This is a genomic window from Vibrio sp. 947 (assembly GCF_033339115.1).
GTDB lineage: Bacteria > Pseudomonadota > Gammaproteobacteria > Enterobacterales > Vibrionaceae > Vibrio > Vibrio alginolyticus.
This window is the reverse complement of sequence record NZ_JAWOTX010000006.1, coordinates 83197-100610: the sequence shown is the minus strand read 5'-3', so window position 1 is coordinate 100610 and position 17414 is coordinate 83197. Positions and strand designations below refer to the sequence as shown.

Genomic DNA, 17414 nt, shown 5'->3' with positions numbered 1-17414 from the left:
CTCCTTATTGAAAGGTCAGAGTCCAACTGTTGATGGTGCCTGTGTCTCTTCTGGCACTGTCCACCGCTTTTAGTTCCCATGTACCTTGCGATTCAAAACCAGAAAAATCCGCTTGGAACGTATTTTTTATATCGTTAGCGCTGCCACCGGTATTATTGTGAAGTACAACTTCTCCACCAGTCGGTGACGTTAAAGTCACTCGTAGATCACCGATGTAAGTGTGGCTAATATCAACGTCAATACTTACTGTGCCTGAATCACCAGAGCGATCGACTTCTACTGCACTGATTGCGCCAGAAGATTTATTATCTGGAATCGCGACAGGGCTGGTATTTGAGAAGCTAGAATCCGAAGAGCTACCACCATCAGGTCCATTACAGCCAGCGTCCAAGAACAGCTTCGCCGCTTCAGCATTAACTAGGCCGTGGCCAGTACGGTTGTCTCGACCAGCAACATCAATATCTGTTGCAGTTTTCACTAGGGCATTACGCACTTGCGCTGCTGTACAGGTTGGGTGGTAACTCCACACCAAGCCAGCTACGCCCGTTACGTGCGGTGTCGCCATTGATGTACCATTGTAGTATTCGTAATCTTCACCAGAGGTTGTTGCAACAGTAATTTCCTGACCAACATACCCCAACAGCTCTTGACCAAATGCACGATCAACCGTTACCGAAACCATACGATAAGCGTTGTTTGTGTCTACCAAGAATGGGTTTTGTAAACCAGGTAGTTCAGAGTTGCTGTATACGATTGCAGCTCGCGCACCCGCATTGTAACAAGCCTGAACCGCATCCACTTCAGGGTAGTTTCCTGAAGACTGGTTGCCAATACGCTCAGTCAAACAAATTTTGCCCGACATATCACCACAGTTAAAGTTACCGCCAGATACATCACAGCTATCTAGCGTTGCCGTTACTGAACCCGCGATTGGATCCGGAACATACGAAGAACCGTTATTGATCAAACGATTGTGAGGAACAATCCCACGATCAAACTGACTGACACCATTCAAGGTAATATCAGAAAGTTTACCTTCACCTACCGTAACCGTTGATAAGATCGCCACACCCGGGCCTGAGATCTCAACTTGACTAGTAGATTGTGAGAACGCTGCATGATCATTTTGATTATCAACAGCCGCAACAGACATCACTGAGTCATAAGAAGCTGGATAGCTGTGCGCTGTATTGCCATCATTACCCGCAGCGGCGATCAATAGAACGCCTTGATCGTAAATATTTTGCAGTGCATTTTGCTCAGTTCGGCTTGATTGACTACCACCAAGGCTCATGTTCACAACGTTAGCACCATTATCGGCACAGGTCTGGATTGCTTTAACAAGCCCAGATGAGTAACCCCAACCCGATTCGTTAAATACTTTCACGATGTGCAAATTCACATTCTGGTTTGGCATCACACCCTTTACACCTTCGGTGTTGGCAATCGCAGCAATCGTACCCGCGACGTGAGTACCGTGGGCATTGTTGTTACCCGGATCACTCCATGATCCCGTACCACCATCGTTAGTACCAGCAACGCGGTTACCGCTTAGGTCGTTGTGCGAAATGTCGTACCCTGAATCGATAATACATACAGTGCGATTACCCGCATTGAAGTCAGCTAACAGTTGAGCATTAACCGCTTCATATCCCCATGGGGTCGTTTCGCTGAGCAAATAGCGAGGTGGATCGACTTCCACGTATTCCACATCACTACGATTGCGAAGCGGCTCTAAGTCATCGCCATCCAGTTCAACGCTGTAAATGGCGCGATTGCCCAGTTTTTCCACCTTACGTGCCTTCACCTGTTCTAGAACAGACTCCTGCGCGATTCGTGGCCCCCAGAATGAGTTACCACCCATTGAAGAACGGCTGACTGCATCTTCTTTGAATTTGACGATGTACTTCGTCGGTAACTTAGATTCATCAAATCCCATTGGTGGAGCCGCAAACGCTGACATCGAAGTGGTCAGTGCTATTGCTACGGCAGACAACGAAAATAAGCCTTGTTTTTTACTTGTTGTGTAGTGCATTTGCCCTATTCCTTATTTGAGCTAATTTTTATTCACTATATTCTCATGAAAAGTCATCATCATGATGTTTGCATGAGAGCTTCAGCTATAGTTTACAGAGCAAAAATGCCAAACAATTTGTTTCATGAATATACAAATTTGTACAAAAGATCATTCAATAAACACTTTAAGTTAACATTAAAAATCACCAACAAAACCTTATAAAGCAATTACTTAATTAACAAAAAGTGAATGTTAAATTAATGTTAGTGAGTAATTATTCTAAATATAACCCATTTAATCGATTGCTATGCTGAATGGATTTTTTGACCGTGGTGCCAAAACTGAAATATTGAATATTTAGTTGTTGACTGTCTTGAGCATTTACTCAGAATTAGAAGGTTTAGTGAGAAAAATTCTCATCTAAATACTGTTATAGCCGAGCGTATTCACGCATTCGGAACAATAACCATTACAAGAAGAGTGAATGATGAAAAAAACAATCACACTATTAACTGCATTACTTCCGCTTGCCTCCGCCATTGCAGAGGAGCCAACTTTATCACCAGCAATGGTTTCTGCGGCTGAAGTGGTTAGCGCGCAAGAAAATCAAACTTATACGTACGTTCGATGCTGGTATCGTACGAGCCACTCTAAGGACGATGCGGCTACCGATTGGAAATGGGCAAAAAACCAAGATGGTAGTGACTTCACTATCGATGGTTATTGGTGGAGCTCTGTTTCATTTAAAAACATGTTCTACACCAATACCTCACAAAACGTAATTCGTCAGCGTTGTGAAGAAACACTAGATCTAGCGAACGAGAACGCAGACATTACATTTTTTGCTGCCGACAATCGTTATTCTTATAACCACACGATCTGGAGCAATGATGCTGCAATGCAACCAGATCAAATCAACAAGGTAGTGGCTTTGGGCGATAGCTTGTCTGATACAGGCAACATCTTTAACGCGTCCCAATGGCGCTTCCCTAACCCTAATAGCTGGTTCTTGGGTCACTTCTCAAACGGTTTTGTTTGGACGGAATACGTTGCTAAAGCCAAAAACTTACCGCTATACAACTGGGCAGTTGGTGGCGCAGCAGGTGAAAACCAATACATCGCGCTAACTGGTGTCGGCGAACAAGTTTCTTCTTACTTAACCTACACAAAGCTGGCGAAGAACTACAACCCTGCTAACACATTGTTTACGTTAGAGTTTGGTTTAAATGATTTCATGAACTACAACCGTAGCGTGCCGGAAGTAAAAGCGGATTACGCTGAAGCTCTGATTCGTTTAACAGACGCTGGCGCGAAGAACTTCATGTTGATGACACTGCCAGATGCAACCAAAGCACCACAGTTCAAATACTCAACACAGGAAGAAATTGAAACGATTCGTGCGAAAGTATTGAAAATGAACGAGTTCATCAAAGCACAAGCGATGTACTACAAAGCCCAAGGCTACAACATCGCATTGTTTGATACACACGCACTGTTTGAGAAGTTAACCTCGGCACCAGAAGAACACGGTTTCGTAAATGCAAGCGACCCTTGCTTAGACATCAACCGTTCATCCTCTGTTGACTACATGTACACTCACTCATTACGTTCTGAATGTGCAGCATCTGGCGCAGATAAGTTCGTGTTCTGGGATGTGACTCACCCAACCACAGCAACGCATCGTTATGTGGCTGAAAAAATGTTAGAAAGCAGCAATAACTTAGAAGAGTTTCGCTTTTAATAAGCCGTTGTTGTTCATTGCAAGTTAATCTGCATAAAAATGACCACGATGCTTCGTGGTCATTTTTTATCGATATCGAACCCCGATAACGGGTTTATTTGAGCTCGCTTACTTCAAGCCGTTGATTTAGAGACGTTGACTTTGAGCAGTCTCATTCAGCGTTCTGTTTTGGTACGTTACCGCGGAAGCTGTTCACCATAATAGAGATCAACGTCTTTAAGGTTTCATCATCACTGCGGTATGAGTAGGCTCGTATACCCGTAAACTGAACCTGGAACAACTGAGCAAGAAGCAATGTATCCTGGGCTTCAATTTCGCCATTCTCGATTGCTCGCTCAAACAGCTTTGCAAGAAAAGATTCAAATTGGTTTGCTAAGCTGTTTGTTTGATTGCGCAGCGCATTAAAATCCTCAGCAAATTCACTTGCTGATTTGACTAACATGCACACTTCACTGGGATTGGAGTCTCGCTGATTGATAACCACATCAATCGCGAAAGCTTCTATTGCATCTAGAACCGTTGTGTTCTGAGTTAAATGCAACTCAAACAGGACTTGTAAGTTCGCAACGTACATTTTTAGCGCTTCACAATATAGCCCCTCTTTTGACCCAAACGTCGCATAAATACTTCCAGGACGCAGATTAACGCTATCTTGTAAATCACGTGTAGATGTTGCATGAAAACCTTTCTTCCAGAATAGATCCGAGGCGGCTTTCACCACTTCATCACGTTGGAATTTCTTTGTATTCGCCATGAGCAATTATCAATTTTGAACATATGCTCAATTTTATATTGAGCGACCGCTCAAAATCAACTATCCTGTTCTTGCCTAATCCGCTCATATCCAATTACAGGAGATTTAAACATGGCAGAATTTAAACTGTATACCGCAGAAAACGCACCCGAAGGATCAAAGCACCTGATTGAAAATTCAGTCAAAGCGTTTGGCATGCTACCAAATCTTCATGCTGTTATGGCTGAAGCGCCAACCTTGCTTGAGGGTTATCAAGTTGTGCATGAGCTATTTCAACAAACATCATTTAACGCAGAAGAATTGACCGTCGTATGGCAAACCATCAACGTTGAACATGGTTGTCACTACTGCGTTCCTGCTCATAGTGCGATCGCGGCGTCAATGAAAGTGGATCAGGAGATTGTTGATGCTCTCGTCAACCAAACACCATTGGCAGACGAAAAACTTGAAACACTACGAGAGACAACGCTTCAAATGGTGCGCCAACGTGGTGTAGTGGAAGAGTCTCAGATAGAGAAGTTCTTTGCGGCGGGTTACGGACAGCAGCAACTGCTTGAAATTGTACTTGGTCTAGCGCAAAAAGTGATGAGTAACTACACCAATCACCTAGCTGACACCCCGGTTGATGCACCTTTCAAGAAGTTCGCCAAGTAACTTAAGCTTTTATTACTGGTCCCATTGATGGGACCAGTAATACCTTCAAAAAAGGCTTTGTTGCATGGCGCTTCGCTAGTGTGAGCTGACCCCTAATTACAACGGCGCGACGTCGGTTCCCCCTAAAGACTGGTAAAGCGTAACCTGAGTGAGAAACTGGTTGTAGCGGTTTTCCAACAAAGAAGCTTGCGCGTTTCTGGTATCTTCTTGTGCATTCAAATAGTCCATGATCGATGTCGAGCCATACTGATACCGCGCAGCATAAATGAACTCAGCGGCACTCGCGGCATCATACTGTTCTTGTAAACGCGCCGCCTGATACTTCAATTTCTCGCGTGCCGACAAGGCATTTTCGACATCTTGGAATGCGGCGTACAACACTTGGCGATAACTCACAATAGCCGATTGATAGTCTAAATCGGCAATGGCTTGGCTATTTTTCATCTCATTCCACTGCAAAAACGGTAGCGTCATATCCGCACCTAAGCTGCCAATCGGGTTGGAAAGCAGGTCTTTGAGCGCTTGTGACGATCCACCCAGAGCCCCAGTAAGCGTCAGCTTGGGCAAATAGTCCAAATCTGCTGCGTCTTTATTTGCTAGCGCGGCTTTGACTTCATAAATCGCTGCTTTAATGTCGGGTCTGCGGATCAATAAATCAGACGGAGCACCAACACTCAACGATGGCATATCGCCTTCAGGCAGCATTTGGATGTTTGCACTGATGCTCTTCGGCGGTTGATTGAACAAAATCGCAAAGGCGTTGTTTGCCTCAAGTAAACTCTGTTCAAACTCACTTTGCTGCGCTTGTAAGCTTGCCAACGTACGTTTGGCTTCAAGCACATCTAACTGATCCACAGCGCCAAGTTGGTACTGTTTTTCAATCAATTGTAGCGTTTGAGCTGCGTCTTCCACATTACGCTGACTGAGGTTTAAACGCTGTTTCAGATAGCCGATTTGCCAATATAACGATGCCGTCGTTGCCACCAAACTTTGTGCGGTCGCCTCGCGATCTTGTTGACTTGCCATAGCCGTCCACTTGGCTTGGTCAACGTCCGCCGAGATTTTTCCCCACAAATCCAACTCGTAATTGACGGACAAGTTAGTGCTGTAGTTATCTGCCGATTCCCCGCTATCAAGAGATTTTTGAACTTGTCCTGATGTGGAAGAACTCAACGTAGGGAAAAGGTCATCTTGCGCTAAACCCAGCTGTAAACGCGCTTTCTTTAGCGTTAGCGTTGCCAGCGTCAAATCGTTGTTTTGAGCCAACACCTGAGTAATGTATTGATTAAGCGTTGGGTCGTTAAACGCCAACCACCAAGGATCCATACTGACATCACCCGCAACATGCATCTGTTGCCAATTTGCAGGCACTTGCACCTCAGGAGCTTGATAGTCGCTACGCATAAGCGAACCACAACCTGACAACCACACTGCGCTTAAGGCAGCCGCGACCAATCGAGTTTTGAATTTCATTGTGTTACTCATTTTTAGTCTCTCGCTAGCGCTTCTATCGGATCGAGTTTGGCGGCATTGCGAGCGGGTAAAAAGCCGAAAGCGATGCCAATCAACGTTGAGCAAATAAACGCCCAGATGATCGAGTTCATTGAGTAAATCATTTGGAAGCCGCTACCAGATGTACTGAATGCAAAACCAATCAAAAACGCCAAGCCAATACCAGCAATGCCACCACACAAACACACTAATACCGCTTCAATCAAAAACTGACGCAAAATATCCGCTTGCCGCGCACCCACAGCCATTCGCACACCGATCTCTTTCGTGCGCTCTGTCACCGACACCAACATGATGTTCATTACGCCAATTCCGCCGACAATTAGGGAGATCACCGCAATCGCTGAGATCAGTAACGCCATGGTGGCGGTGGTTTTCTCGATGCTCTGACGAATGGTGTCAGTGTTAATCGTGAAGAAATCTTCTGTACCGTGACGCATTTTTAACAAGTTGATGATGCTCTGTTCTACCGCTGCGCTTGGGGCGTTCTCATCAATCCGTACAGTAATGCCGTTGAGGTAGCGTTGTCCCATCATTCGTCCCGACATGGTGGTGTATGGCACCCAAATTTTCAGCGCGTCGCTGTTGCCAAACGCGTCTTCTTTTTTCTGCGTGACACCCACAATACGCACTGGCAATGAACCAAGAAAAATCACTTCACCAATCGGATTTCTATCCGCAAACATTTCCTTTCTGGTGTTGTCATCAATCACTGCTTCTTGGGCGAGTGAGTTCACGCTCTCTTCATCCCAAAACTGACCTTTGGCAATCTCATAACCGCGCACACGGAAATAATCTTCCCCAACCCCTTCCACAGACGCGGTTGCATCCTGATTGGCGTAACGCACGGTTAAGCTGTTGGATAAAGACGGCGTGACACTGTCGACAAAAGGTAGACTCTCCAACGATTTAGCATCGTCGGCGGTTAGCGTTTTCACTCGTCCGGAGCGGCGGTCACCAAACCCTTTGCCCGGCCTGACATCAATGGTGTTTGTTCCCATGGATGAAATATTCGACAAAATTTGCTGTTGTGAACCATTACCTAGTGCCACCACGGAAACCACCGAGGCTATACCAATAATGATGCCGAGCATGGTCAAAAACGTGCGCATTCTGTGGCTAGACATCGCCAGCAGCGCCATTTTTAGCGCGTCAATAAAACTGTCCCACTTCCACCACTTACTGGCGGCTTGCGCTGGGCGATGAAAAGATGCGCTCGGTGTCTTTGCTGCTTGCTCATTGATTACAACTTGTGCATTTGGCGTATCTGCAATGATTTCACCATCTTTGATTTCAATGATGCGATCCGCAAAGTTCGCCACGTTCATATCATGAGTCACTAAGATGATAGTATGCCCAAGTTGATGCAACTCTTTAAGCAGTGCCATCATCTCTTGCCCACTGTGACTGTCTAATGCGCCAGTGGGCTCATCAGCGAGAATCACCTCACCACCGTTCATCAGTGCACGAGCAACACTCACGCGCTGTTGCTGGCCACCACTCAGTTGGCTGGGCTTGTGAGTCAAACGATCTTCCAGCCCCAAGCGAGCCAATAGTGACTGCGCTCGCTCCGTTCTTTGACGATGAGGAACTCCCGCGTAAACCGCTGGTACTTCCACATTTGCCACCGCGGTTAAATCCCCCAGCAGATGGTAACGCTGAAATATAAAGCCAAAATACTCGCGGCGCAGTTCCGCCAGTTGGTCGGATTCCAACGTCGAGACATCTTGCCCATTAATGAAGTATCGACCGCTGGACGGTTTATCCAAGCAGCCAAGCACATTCATCAGCGTCGATTTACCTGAACCTGATGCACCCACGATCGCGACCATTTCACCGCGTTTTATCTCTAAATTAATGTGGTTCAACACGGTAAGCGACTCGTCGCCAGAGACAAATCGTCGAGTTAAATCCTCAACTTTTAAAAGCACGTCACTCATCTTAGAACCTCATTGGAGGGCGACGACGATCACCTCGGCTTGATGATTCCCCATCCATAGCATTGCCAAGAACAACTTGGTCGCCCTCCTTCAAACCTGAGAGAATTTGTGCGTTCACTTTGTTGTTGATACCCACTGTCACAGGCTTTTTCACCACTTGGCCCTGTTCAAGCACTGGCACGGTATAGTTGCCTTTGCCGCCAGATTTTTGCAGCACTTGTGAAGGGACAATCAAGGTATTTTCCGATTGCTCAAGGACAATCGAAACTTGCGCAGTCATGCCGATACGCAAAATACCTTGCGGGTTCTTCACATCAAATACAGCGTTGTAGTAAATGGCGTCGCTATCTGAAATGCTCAAATCGCTGTCATCGCCATCCATGATGGTTGGCCCCGGCTCAATGGCGCGCAATGTACCTTTAAACTGCTGATTCGGTTTGCCTAAAATGGTGAACAGCGCCGTTTGGCCTGGGTGAACAAAAATCACATCGGCTTCCGAAATTTCGGCTTTCACCGTCATCGTATCTAACTTGGCTAACTCGATAATCGTTGGCGTGGTTTGATTGGCGTTTACGGTTTGGCCTTCTTCCACCGCGGTGTAGACCACCGTGCCATCCATCGGTGCGTTGATGGTGGTGTAACCGAGATCTAACTGCGCATTGTCGACGTTGATTTTGGCTTTCTCGATTTCGGCATCCAGTTGCGCTAACTCGGCTTTGTAGATGGCGAGCGTCGCTTCGGCATTCTCGTAATCAGCTCGTGAGCTCGCTTTCGCTGCCAACATGCCTTTTTGGCGCACGTATTCATAGTTTGCTTGTTTAATCTGCGCTTGCTTAGCCTGGTACTGAGCGTTGAGACTATTAAGAGACGCTTGAGCTTCTTTGAGGCTGTTTTGCTGAGTCAGGCTGTCAATCTGTGCAATCAAATCTCCCTGTTTGATCTCATCCCCTAAGTTCACAGCGAGGCGTTGAATTTGCCCAGATACTTGCGCACCTACATTCACCAATTTGGACGCTTGCAGCATGCCGTTGGCTAATACCGCCTTTTCGATATTGCCTTTGCGAACGACTTCTGTCGCGTAAGGAGAAATGGGTTCTGGACGTTGCAGATAATGATAACCACCAGCACCAATAGCAAGTAGGCCACACAAAACGAGCCATTTTTTATTGAGTTTCATAGCAGGAGTGAAGTAAATAATCGTTTTGATTTTATACTGTTATTTGTCTTAGCCGTACAGGGTACGAGACGTAAAGATAGGTAAATTAACGTCAAGATACTGAAGGAATAACTTCACTAACGTGAAAAATCCGAGATATTATAGTCACTTCAAAACTATATTATTCAATACGTATAGCAAAGATCATTTTTAATATAGAAATTCAAGTTATAAGTATTATAAACAAAATTTTTAAATACCAACAAACCAGTAAAATCTAAACTTATTCAATATGTCATCCATTTAGATTTCATTATGGCCATTTTTTAATTGTTGAATTTCAAGAGGAGTTAAGTGACAAGTTAAATAAAAAATACCCACATAACACAGGTAAGACCGAGAGGAGTGTGTCATGTGGGTTTAAACGATAGTTCTCTTGCTGATTCGAACTACCAACGTTGGGATGCAATGGAAATACAAATGACTCAGAGTTTCCATCACGGACACTTTATCGCTGGATTTCCCTCTATTTGTTAGGGAACAGTCAGTACAATAAAAATAGAGAAGTAATACCGCAAAAATAAAAATAGAAGTTCAGGATTTAATTTACACGTAAAATAACCACTATATTCACGCCATGAAGCATTAATAAATTCAACAATAAATATTTATTAAGTTAAATTTACTTATTGTCAGCACACTGTTAGTTTTACTCTTAAATGCACTGGTCAGATTTGTTTATTTTACTGATTTTCGTTGCAATACAACTTCTAATTAATTCATGAGAAAAACATGCAGCGACAATTAACTCTTTCACCGATTTATTTATTAATCGGGTTAGCCTCCTCGACGGCGTATGCCGGTGGTTTTCAAATTAACGAACATTCTGCGACGGGTCTTGGTCGTGCTTTTGCTGGTGATGCCGTCATTGGTGATAATGCATCTGTAGTCAGCCGCAACGCCGCAGCGATGACGCTGTTTAAACAAAATGCCTTATCGTTCGGTGTCACTTACGTCAAACCTGACGTTACCGTTAAAAATGCGCAATATCATCGAGCTAACATTAATGCAGATGTCAATGTTGGTATGGGCGGTTTTCCTCCGTCCCCTCAAGTTGACATTACCCCGTCCTTCTCTCAAACCGTGACCGACATTGATGACGTCGATGGCGTTGGTCAACCAGCCGTTGTACCCAATTTTTACTTTATTCATCCTATCAACGACGACTGGTATCTAGGCTTATCGGCATATTCCAACTTCGGAACCGACATGGAGTTTAAACCAAACTATGGCGCACCTGTTTTTGGCGGTGTCACCAGCGTAGCGAGTGTCAACCTTGGCGCAAGCTTGGCATACAAGGTGAACGATCGTTTTAGTATCGGTGGTGGTATTGATGTGATTTACGGCTCTGGTGAGCTGTACCGCGATATGGACGTGGGTGTTTGCGTTGGTGGGAACATACTTGGAAACGAACTAGAACAACGCTGTGGATCCGTAAAAGGCAACGCACTTGATGTGGAAGCTGGCGGCATTGGGCTTGGCGCGAACATTGGCATGATGTACGAGTTTAACGAACGTCATCGCTTAGGTTTAAGCTACAAGCACAGCCCTAACATAGATGCCAAGGGCGACATCCACTTTGCTGGCGAATCGTACGACTCGCTTGCTATGCCGCTACCGGATATTGCGGAGTTTTCCGGTTATCACCGCGTCTTACCTAAATTTGCCCTGCACTATTCTGTGCAGTGGATTGGTTGGTCAGCATTTGACAGCTTGAAAGCTGATGATCAGTTGCTAAAAGATTTTCAGTGGCAAGACTCCGCGCACTACTCCATCGGTGCGACTTGGTACGCCAATGAACGTTGGACACTTCGCACGGGTTACATGTTCGACAAAACACCTGTCGATGAGCTGACTTCGCTTTCTATTCCAGATTCGAACCGTCACTGGTTATCTGCGGGGGCCTCTTACCAATGGTCATCAGATACCACGGTTGACATCGGCATGACGTACTTGATTGGTGAAGATGTCAACGTAGAAGAGTACGCGTATGAAGGTGTTCCTGCACCGATGGTGACGGGCGTGACCCATTCAAATGCGTTCCTAATTGGTGCCCAGCTCAGCCACCGTTTCTAATTTGTCAGGCAGTGATCAAACCTCTAGGTCATTGCCTTGTAACAACGCTTATCAAGGCGACCGAACAGAGACATTATTATGAACAAAACACTACTTGCTTTTTCACTCTCACTTCTCACTCTAGGCGCGGCTCAGGCTTCGGAATGGGGCTATGGCAATGACAAACACGCGCCAGAACACTGGGGAGAAATCGCCAAAGACTGCGCAACCACGAAAAACCAAAGCCCAATCAACATCGACAACCCAGCCGACGCAAAACTGGAAGCACTGAACCTTTCGTACACTGGTCAGGTCATTGGTTTAACCAACAATGGTCATACGCTGCAAGCGCAAGTGAACGGACGTAACAGCTTCACCATCGATGGCGAGACGTTCGAGCTGCAACAGTTCCATTTCCACACACCTTCAGAAAACCAAATCAAAGGCCGCCAATATCCACTTGAAGCGCACTTTGTGCACGCCAACGCAGACGGCGAGTTGGCGGTAATTTCGGTGATGTTTGATGCTGGCGATCAAAACGCAGCACTGTCTAAACTGATCAACGCAATCCCACAAGAGAATCAAACCACGTTCTTCAAAGATACGTTTGAGATTAACGACTTACTGCCAAAAACTGCAAACCACTATCGATTTAACGGCTCTTTAACCACACCGCCATGTTCAGAAGGTGTGCGCTGGTTTGTGCTTAAAGACACTCAAACCTTATCCAAAGATCAAGCCGCGAAACTGATGGAAGTCATGGGACAAAACAATCGTCCGCTGCAACCGCTAAATGCGCGCGTTGTACTTTCTAACTAATCGCCACATCCGATAAGGGGCATCGTATTTGCCCCTTATTTTGATTCGCTCTAACCTCACTTCGTTACAGGCCCCCCCAATGAAAACTCCATCTGTTCTGTCACTCTTACTCGCACTCGCCCCGACATTCGCCTTCTCTCATAACCTTTCTGTCGGTCAAACCACCCCTTCCGTCAGCATTGATACCTATGGCGAAATGACGCTGCAAGGAGACGATGTGGCTTATCAACCTTGGGAAACTCAGCAGATGTTAGGCAAAGTCCATGTGATACAAGCCATTGCAGGTCGTAGTAAAGCCAAAGAGATGAACGCGCCGCTGATGTCAGCAATCACTGCCGCTCACTTTCCTGAAGATCAGTATCAGACCACAACCGTGATCAACCAAGAAGACGCCATTTGGGGAACCGGTACATTTGTTAAATCGTCGGCAGAGGACAGCAAAAAGACATTCTCTTGGTCTTCCATGGTGTTAGACAAAAATGGCGTATTAGCAACAACTTAGGATCTGCAGCAAGAAAGTTCTGCGATTATCGTACAAAATAAACAAGGTGAAATTTTATTCGTGAAAGAAGGGGCTTTAACTCAAGACGAAGTCACACACGTCATCGAACTGATTAAACAGAATATCTAAACCTAAGGTAAGGAAAAGTTATGAAACTGTTCAACACCATCGCGCTCTGTCTTTTAGCGGCTGTAGCCTCTTTCCAATCGATTGCTGGAGACAACGATTGGGACAAGATTGCAGATAAAACCGTCAGTTTTAAATCGGAAACCGACACAGTCAATCCACTGTCACCATTTGCTAACGCTCGTTTTAGCCACATCAAAATCAAATGTACGCAAGGTACGGTCGATCTGAAAAGCGTTAAAGTAATCATGAAAGATGCTCAGGAAAAGACGTTCGACAGTTTAGGTGTTCTGACTAAAGGCATGTCATCAAGAAGCTTAAGCCTACCAACAAAAGATAACGCGAAGTTAGACAAAATCGAGTTGAACTATGAATCGGTTGGCAGCACTGCGCTGCAAGTCGCGGGGGTGACCAAAAAAGCGCAAGTGGAAATCTTAGGTAAGAAAATCGACGAGTAAGCGATGGCTCAACGAACTCACCCAAACTAAAAACAGCGGCACTAGGCCGCTGTTTTCATTAAAAAATCGTCATGGATAACTAAATGAATTTCTTCAGCTTCGCCAAACCATAAGCGGCGATGGTGACACAATCTTTGATCGTGCCGTCGATCATCATCTGTTCGAACTCCTCAACAGAAAAAGCGCGAGTGATCAAATCCTCTTCTTCACTGTCGAGTTGATTGCCCACGTCCGTTAAATCACTGGCGAAGTAGACGTGACATGTCTGATTCAAAAAGCCGTATGCGATAAACTGCGCGCCGACATACGCCATAGCGCTCGCCTGCATACCCGTTTCTTCACGCAGTTCGCCTTTGGCAAGCTCAAGATGATCCGCATCTGGGTTTGATTCCCACGCCCCTTGTGGGATCTCCCAACAACGTTGACCTACGGTGTAACGGTACTGCTGAACCAAGTGAATCATCCCGTTATCGATAGCCAGAATCGCAGCACAATCAGGTTTGTCGACCACACCATAAATGCCCTCTGCGCCGCTCGGACGTAAAATTTTGTCCTCACGCACCGTCATCCACTTATTCTGGTAAACGACTTTGCTGTCTAGCTGTTTGATATCTGACATGATTATTCCTTGATTTTTCTGAGGGTTACTACGGAATAATACCCGATTCGGTTACGCCACCAAAATGTTCTTTAGTTCACTCAAAGACTCAACGGTGTAATTTGGTGCGATACGCTCATCGACGCTTGCGCCTGTGGTATTTAACCAGCAAGTTTCAATACCAAAATTATTACCACCCAGAATATCGGAATGCAGGTTGTCACCCACCATCAGTACGCGCGTTTTGCATGGGTTGCCCATTTGCTGCATCGCGTATTCAAAAATACCTAAGTCCGGTTTTGCTACGCCCACTTGTTCAGAGATCACCACTTTATCGAAGTACTCAGTCATCCCTGTGCGCTCAAGGCGAATTGCTTGCAACTCTGTAAAACCGTTGGTGATGATGCCCATTTTGGCTTTGCCTTGCAGCGCTTCCATCAGCTCTTTTGCACCTGGCAACAAGCTGCAAATATCGGCCATTGCTTCTAAAAATGCGCTATTGAGATCTGCTGTTGTGGTATTCAGCTTCTCAGCCCACTCGGTAAAACGCTTTTGTTTTAGCTCATCTGCCGTTACTTTGCCGTCTTGGTAATCCACCCAAAGCGGTTTGTTTACGGTTTGGTAATGAGCAAAATCTTGTTCAGTAAAATCTACGCCTTTGCGAGAAAACATAAGCTGCAAACCTTTGAAAGCATCAAAGTGGAATAAGGTTTCGTCAGCGTCAAACAGGATCCAATCGTACTTCATTTTCTTCTTCCCAAAATCAAGGTCGTAATACTGGTGCATAGTCTAGATTGTTTTCTTCTTGAAGATAATCTCTATAATTGGAAATTAATTGTATCCTTGCGCTCAACAATAAATGCTTCACGATAATAGGAGATTGATGTGAACGCGATTGCCTCCCTGCCCGTTTTTGTTACTGTTGTCGAATGCGGCAGCTTTTCCCTTGCGGCCAAACAGCTGAATCTGACGAAATCGGCGATCAGCAAACGCATCAACCAACTAGAAGACGATTTGGGTATTCGTCTCCTTAACCGAACCACGCGTAAGCTGAGCCTGACCGAAGCGGGAGAACGCTATTTTGAGTACGCTTCTCAAGCGCTCAATCTGGCCCAGCAAGGCGTGGACGCGGTATCGGAACTGCAAGGCTCGCCACAAGGTCGGCTCAAAATTACCGTGCCGATGTCTTTCGGTGTGCTGCATATCGCGCCTTTGATCAGCGAGTTTCTCGCTCGTTATCCGAAAATTGAAGTGGATTTAAACCTCGAAGACAAAATGGTCGATTTGGTTAAAGACGGTTTTGATTTGGGGATCCGTATTGGTGAACTCACCTCTTCCAATCTAATCGCAAAACGTCTCGCCCCTTGTAAAAGTGTGCTTTGTGCCTCGCCAGATTACTTAGCGGAGTTTGGAACACCACAAAAACCAAGTGACTTAGTCGGTCACAACTGCCTGCGCTACTCCTATTTCCGTGGCGGCGTCGAATGGATGTTCATCAACAACGGCAGCGAATACAAGGTACTTCCAAAAGGAAACTTTATCGTCAATAACAGCGAAGCCATTCGCCAGTTGCTGTTAAGAGGCTCAGGCATTGCGCAACTGCCAACATTTATTGCAGGAAGAGACTTTGCAGCAGGAAATCTAAAACCAGTGATGGAAGAGTATTCTCTACCAGAACACGCCATTTATGCGGTTTTTCCTGAGCGCAAGCACATGCCATTGAAAGTAAGAGCCTTTATCGATTTTATCAGCGAAAAACTCGGCACAGATTTACCTTACTGGGATCGTTACAACAGCCCAGAAAAATAACCATATTGATGATAAGTGAGTGAGATTTCACTACTGACATGTTCTGACATTCCATCCGCGTAACCTTATTTGGAACTCAACAGGCAATCCGCCAAAACCAATAAGGAATCACAATATGGAAACCGTTATCGAAACTGTGCAATTTCGTCTAACCGCAAGCACAACAGAGCAAGACGTGATCGCCGCTGCCAAACAGTCACAAACGTTTGTGAAGAATCTGCCGGGCTTTTTGTATCGCTCACTCAGTCACGAAGCGACGGACGATCTGTGGACAGACATCATTTACTGGCGTTCAATGGACGATGCAAAACAGGCGGGAAAGCAGATTAAGCAAGCCGTTGAATTTCAGCCTCTGTTATCGATGATTGACTGCGAAAGCTTCGAGCTTAAACATCACAACTTAAAAATGTGCAGTGAGCTAGAGAAGTAATCAGCCACACTACCACTAACAACCAGTAGGTCTAGATAAGGAACATCATGAGCAAATCAGAACGACTGTTTGAGCTACTGACGCTTCTGCGCGCAAAGCGTTACGCCGTGACAGCGAAAGAGCTCGCAGAAAGAATGGAAGTTAGCGAACGTACGATTTATCGCGATATTCAGTCGTTGCTCAGTTCTGGTGTTCCTATTCAAGGTGAAGCAGGTGTCGGCTACCTGTTGCAAGCTGGCTCTCATCTGCCGCCTTTGATGTTCTCAGAAAAAGAGATGATGGCGCTTGAACTGGGTATGCGGATGGTTCGAGCCTGGTCGGATGTTGAACTCGCCGAAGCGTCTCACTCTGCGTCCACCAAAATACTTTCGGTATTGCCCGATAAGCTCAAACAACAAGTGGAAGATTGTCCGCTGATTGTGCCCGATTATCACACCCAATCCGAGACTGCCAAACGAGGGCAGCTTCTGCGCCACGCGATTGATCATCAGTTTAAGGTCAGTTTGGATTACCAAGATGAAAGCGGACAGGTGACCGAGAGAAAAATCCAACCGTTAGGCCAGTTCTTTTGGGGCAAAGTCTGGACGCTGGTCGCCTGGTGCGAATTGCGCGATGACTACCGCCAGTTCCGCCTCGACCGTATCCAAGCACTGCGTATGCACGATGAAGAGTTTGAGAGTGCGGAAACCAAATCTCTCAAACATTATATTGCGCAGTATGAATCGAAAGATTGAGTGTTCTTCATCCTTCCATCAAAAGGATTCTAAATTGCTCTGCTCAATG

General features: G+C 45.7%; 15 protein-coding genes and 1 pseudogene. 9 read left to right on the top strand and 7 right to left on the bottom strand.

Annotated features, from left to right (window positions below; translation table 11 throughout):
• Nucleotides 1–4: 4 nt before the first annotated feature.
• A complete protein-coding gene (locus R7Q39_RS09550; RefSeq protein ID WP_318076021.1) occupies nucleotides 5–2035 on the bottom strand; it encodes a S8 family serine peptidase in 2031 nt (676 codons plus the stop codon).
• A gap of 466 nt (nucleotides 2036–2501) precedes the next feature.
• Between R7Q39_RS09550 and R7Q39_RS09545 the strand changes: the two genes are divergently transcribed.
• Complete coding sequence (locus tag R7Q39_RS09545) at nucleotides 2502–3758, top strand: type 2 secretion system lipase (RefSeq protein ID WP_017819748.1); 1257 nt, start codon at nucleotides 2502–2504, stop codon at nucleotides 3756–3758.
• A gap of 151 nt (nucleotides 3759–3909) precedes the next feature.
• On the opposite strand, the gene R7Q39_RS09540 is transcribed toward R7Q39_RS09545, so the two are convergent.
• Nucleotides 3910–4512, bottom strand: coding sequence for a TetR/AcrR family transcriptional regulator (locus tag R7Q39_RS09540; RefSeq protein WP_318076020.1), 603 nt, complete (start codon nucleotides 4510–4512; stop codon nucleotides 3910–3912).
• Between the two features lie 111 nt (nucleotides 4513–4623).
• Here R7Q39_RS09540 and R7Q39_RS09535 point away from each other — a divergent pair, with 111 nt between their 5' ends.
• Complete coding sequence (locus tag R7Q39_RS09535; RefSeq protein ID WP_005374097.1) at nucleotides 4624–5166, top strand: carboxymuconolactone decarboxylase family protein; 543 nt, start codon at nucleotides 4624–4626, stop codon at nucleotides 5164–5166.
• Nucleotides 5167–5262: 96 nt separating this feature from the next.
• Here R7Q39_RS09535 and R7Q39_RS09530 read toward each other — a convergent pair whose 3' ends face one another.
• Genes R7Q39_RS09530 through R7Q39_RS09520 form a run of 3 tightly spaced genes read right to left on the bottom strand, consistent with a single transcriptional unit; the run spans nucleotide 5263 to nucleotide 9795 of the window.
• Complete coding sequence (locus R7Q39_RS09530; RefSeq protein WP_318076053.1) at nucleotides 5263–6639, bottom strand: efflux transporter outer membrane subunit; 1377 nt, start codon at nucleotides 6637–6639, stop codon at nucleotides 5263–5265.
• A gap of 14 nt (nucleotides 6640–6653) precedes the next feature.
• Entirely contained in the window at nucleotides 6654–8618 is a 1965-nt protein-coding gene (locus R7Q39_RS09525) for a MacB family efflux pump subunit (RefSeq protein ID WP_238854785.1), read from the bottom strand.
• Nucleotide 8619: 1 nt separating this feature from the next.
• Nucleotides 8620–9795, bottom strand: coding sequence for an efflux RND transporter periplasmic adaptor subunit (locus R7Q39_RS09520; RefSeq protein WP_005374101.1), 1176 nt, complete (start codon nucleotides 9793–9795; stop codon nucleotides 8620–8622).
• 771 nt (nucleotides 9796–10566) lie between these two features.
• On the opposite strand from R7Q39_RS09520, the gene R7Q39_RS09515 reads away from it, so the two are divergent.
• The 4 genes and pseudogenes from R7Q39_RS09515 to R7Q39_RS09500 all read left to right on the top strand — a co-directional run bounded on the left by R7Q39_RS09515 (nucleotide 10567) and on the right by R7Q39_RS09500 (nucleotide 13794).
• Nucleotides 10567–11910, top strand: coding sequence for an OmpP1/FadL family transporter (locus R7Q39_RS09515; RefSeq protein WP_005497916.1), 1344 nt, complete (start codon nucleotides 10567–10569; stop codon nucleotides 11908–11910).
• Nucleotides 11911–11988: 78 nt separating this feature from the next.
• On the top strand, nucleotides 11989–12708 hold the full coding sequence (locus tag R7Q39_RS09510; protein ID WP_318076019.1) for a carbonic anhydrase family protein: 720 nt from the start codon (nucleotides 11989–11991) through the stop codon (nucleotides 12706–12708).
• A gap of 79 nt (nucleotides 12709–12787) precedes the next feature.
• Nucleotides 12788–13339, top strand: a pseudogene (locus tag R7Q39_RS09505) (YtfJ family protein).
• Nucleotides 13340–13359: 20 nt separating this feature from the next.
• Nucleotides 13360–13794, top strand: coding sequence for a hypothetical protein (locus R7Q39_RS09500; protein WP_136976320.1), 435 nt, complete (start codon nucleotides 13360–13362; stop codon nucleotides 13792–13794).
• A gap of 79 nt (nucleotides 13795–13873) precedes the next feature.
• On the opposite strand, the gene R7Q39_RS09495 is transcribed toward R7Q39_RS09500, so the two are convergent.
• Both R7Q39_RS09495 and yjjG read right to left on the bottom strand, forming a co-directional pair.
• On the bottom strand, nucleotides 13874–14413 hold the full coding sequence (locus R7Q39_RS09495; RefSeq protein WP_020834877.1) for an NUDIX domain-containing protein: 540 nt from the start codon (nucleotides 14411–14413) through the stop codon (nucleotides 13874–13876).
• Nucleotides 14414–14464: 51 nt separating this feature from the next.
• Nucleotides 14465–15139: a pyrimidine 5'-nucleotidase gene (yjjG, locus tag R7Q39_RS09490; RefSeq protein WP_171342673.1), complete on the bottom strand. Its 675-nt coding sequence runs from the start codon at nucleotides 15137–15139 to the stop codon at nucleotides 14465–14467.
• A gap of 138 nt (nucleotides 15140–15277) precedes the next feature.
• Between yjjG and R7Q39_RS09485 the strand changes: the two genes are divergently transcribed.
• The 3 genes from R7Q39_RS09485 (at nucleotide 15278) to R7Q39_RS09475 (ending at nucleotide 17365) form a co-directional block, all read left to right on the top strand.
• Nucleotides 15278–16201: a LysR family transcriptional regulator gene (locus R7Q39_RS09485; protein ID WP_318076018.1), complete on the top strand. Its 924-nt coding sequence runs from the start codon at nucleotides 15278–15280 to the stop codon at nucleotides 16199–16201.
• A 115-nt stretch (nucleotides 16202–16316) separates the two neighbouring features.
• Complete coding sequence (locus R7Q39_RS09480) at nucleotides 16317–16631, top strand: hypothetical protein (RefSeq protein ID WP_225491660.1); 315 nt, start codon at nucleotides 16317–16319, stop codon at nucleotides 16629–16631.
• Nucleotides 16632–16678: 47 nt separating this feature from the next.
• Nucleotides 16679–17365 carry a helix-turn-helix transcriptional regulator gene (locus tag R7Q39_RS09475; RefSeq protein WP_138939780.1) on the top strand — a complete coding sequence of 229 codons (687 nt, stop codon included), beginning with the start codon at nucleotides 16679–16681 and terminating at the stop codon, nucleotides 17363–17365.
• Nucleotides 17366–17414 lie beyond the last annotated feature (49 nt).

Bases quoted from the DNA above. Each gene is read 5' to 3' on its own strand.
- R7Q39_RS09550 (WP_318076021.1), bottom strand. From the start codon at position 2,035: ATGCACTACACAACAAGTAAAAAACAAGGCTTATTTTCGTTGTCTGCC.
- R7Q39_RS09545 (WP_017819748.1), top strand. From the start codon at position 2,502: ATGATGAAAAAAACAATCACACTATTAACTGCATTACTTCCGCTTGCC.
- R7Q39_RS09540 (WP_318076020.1), bottom strand. From the start codon at position 4,512: ATGGCGAATACAAAGAAATTCCAACGTGATGAAGTGGTGAAAGCCGCC.
- R7Q39_RS09535 (WP_005374097.1), top strand. From the start codon at position 4,624: ATGGCAGAATTTAAACTGTATACCGCAGAAAACGCACCCGAAGGATCA.
- R7Q39_RS09530 (WP_318076053.1), bottom strand. From the start codon at position 6,639: ATGAAATTCAAAACTCGATTGGTCGCGGCTGCCTTAAGCGCAGTGTGG.
- R7Q39_RS09525 (WP_238854785.1), bottom strand. From the start codon at position 8,618: ATGAGTGACGTGCTTTTAAAAGTTGAGGATTTAACTCGACGATTTGTC.
- R7Q39_RS09520 (WP_005374101.1), bottom strand. From the start codon at position 9,795: ATGAAACTCAATAAAAAATGGCTCGTTTTGTGTGGCCTACTTGCTATT.
- R7Q39_RS09515 (WP_005497916.1), top strand. From the start codon at position 10,567: ATGCAGCGACAATTAACTCTTTCACCGATTTATTTATTAATCGGGTTA.
- R7Q39_RS09510 (WP_318076019.1), top strand. From the start codon at position 11,989: ATGAACAAAACACTACTTGCTTTTTCACTCTCACTTCTCACTCTAGGC.
- R7Q39_RS09500 (WP_136976320.1), top strand. From the start codon at position 13,360: ATGAAACTGTTCAACACCATCGCGCTCTGTCTTTTAGCGGCTGTAGCC.
- R7Q39_RS09495 (WP_020834877.1), bottom strand. From the start codon at position 14,413: ATGTCAGATATCAAACAGCTAGACAGCAAAGTCGTTTACCAGAATAAG.
- yjjG (WP_171342673.1), bottom strand. From the start codon at position 15,139: ATGAAGTACGATTGGATCCTGTTTGACGCTGACGAAACCTTATTCCAC.
- R7Q39_RS09480 (WP_225491660.1), top strand. From the start codon at position 16,317: ATGGAAACCGTTATCGAAACTGTGCAATTTCGTCTAACCGCAAGCACA.
- R7Q39_RS09475 (WP_138939780.1), top strand. From the start codon at position 16,679: ATGAGCAAATCAGAACGACTGTTTGAGCTACTGACGCTTCTGCGCGCA.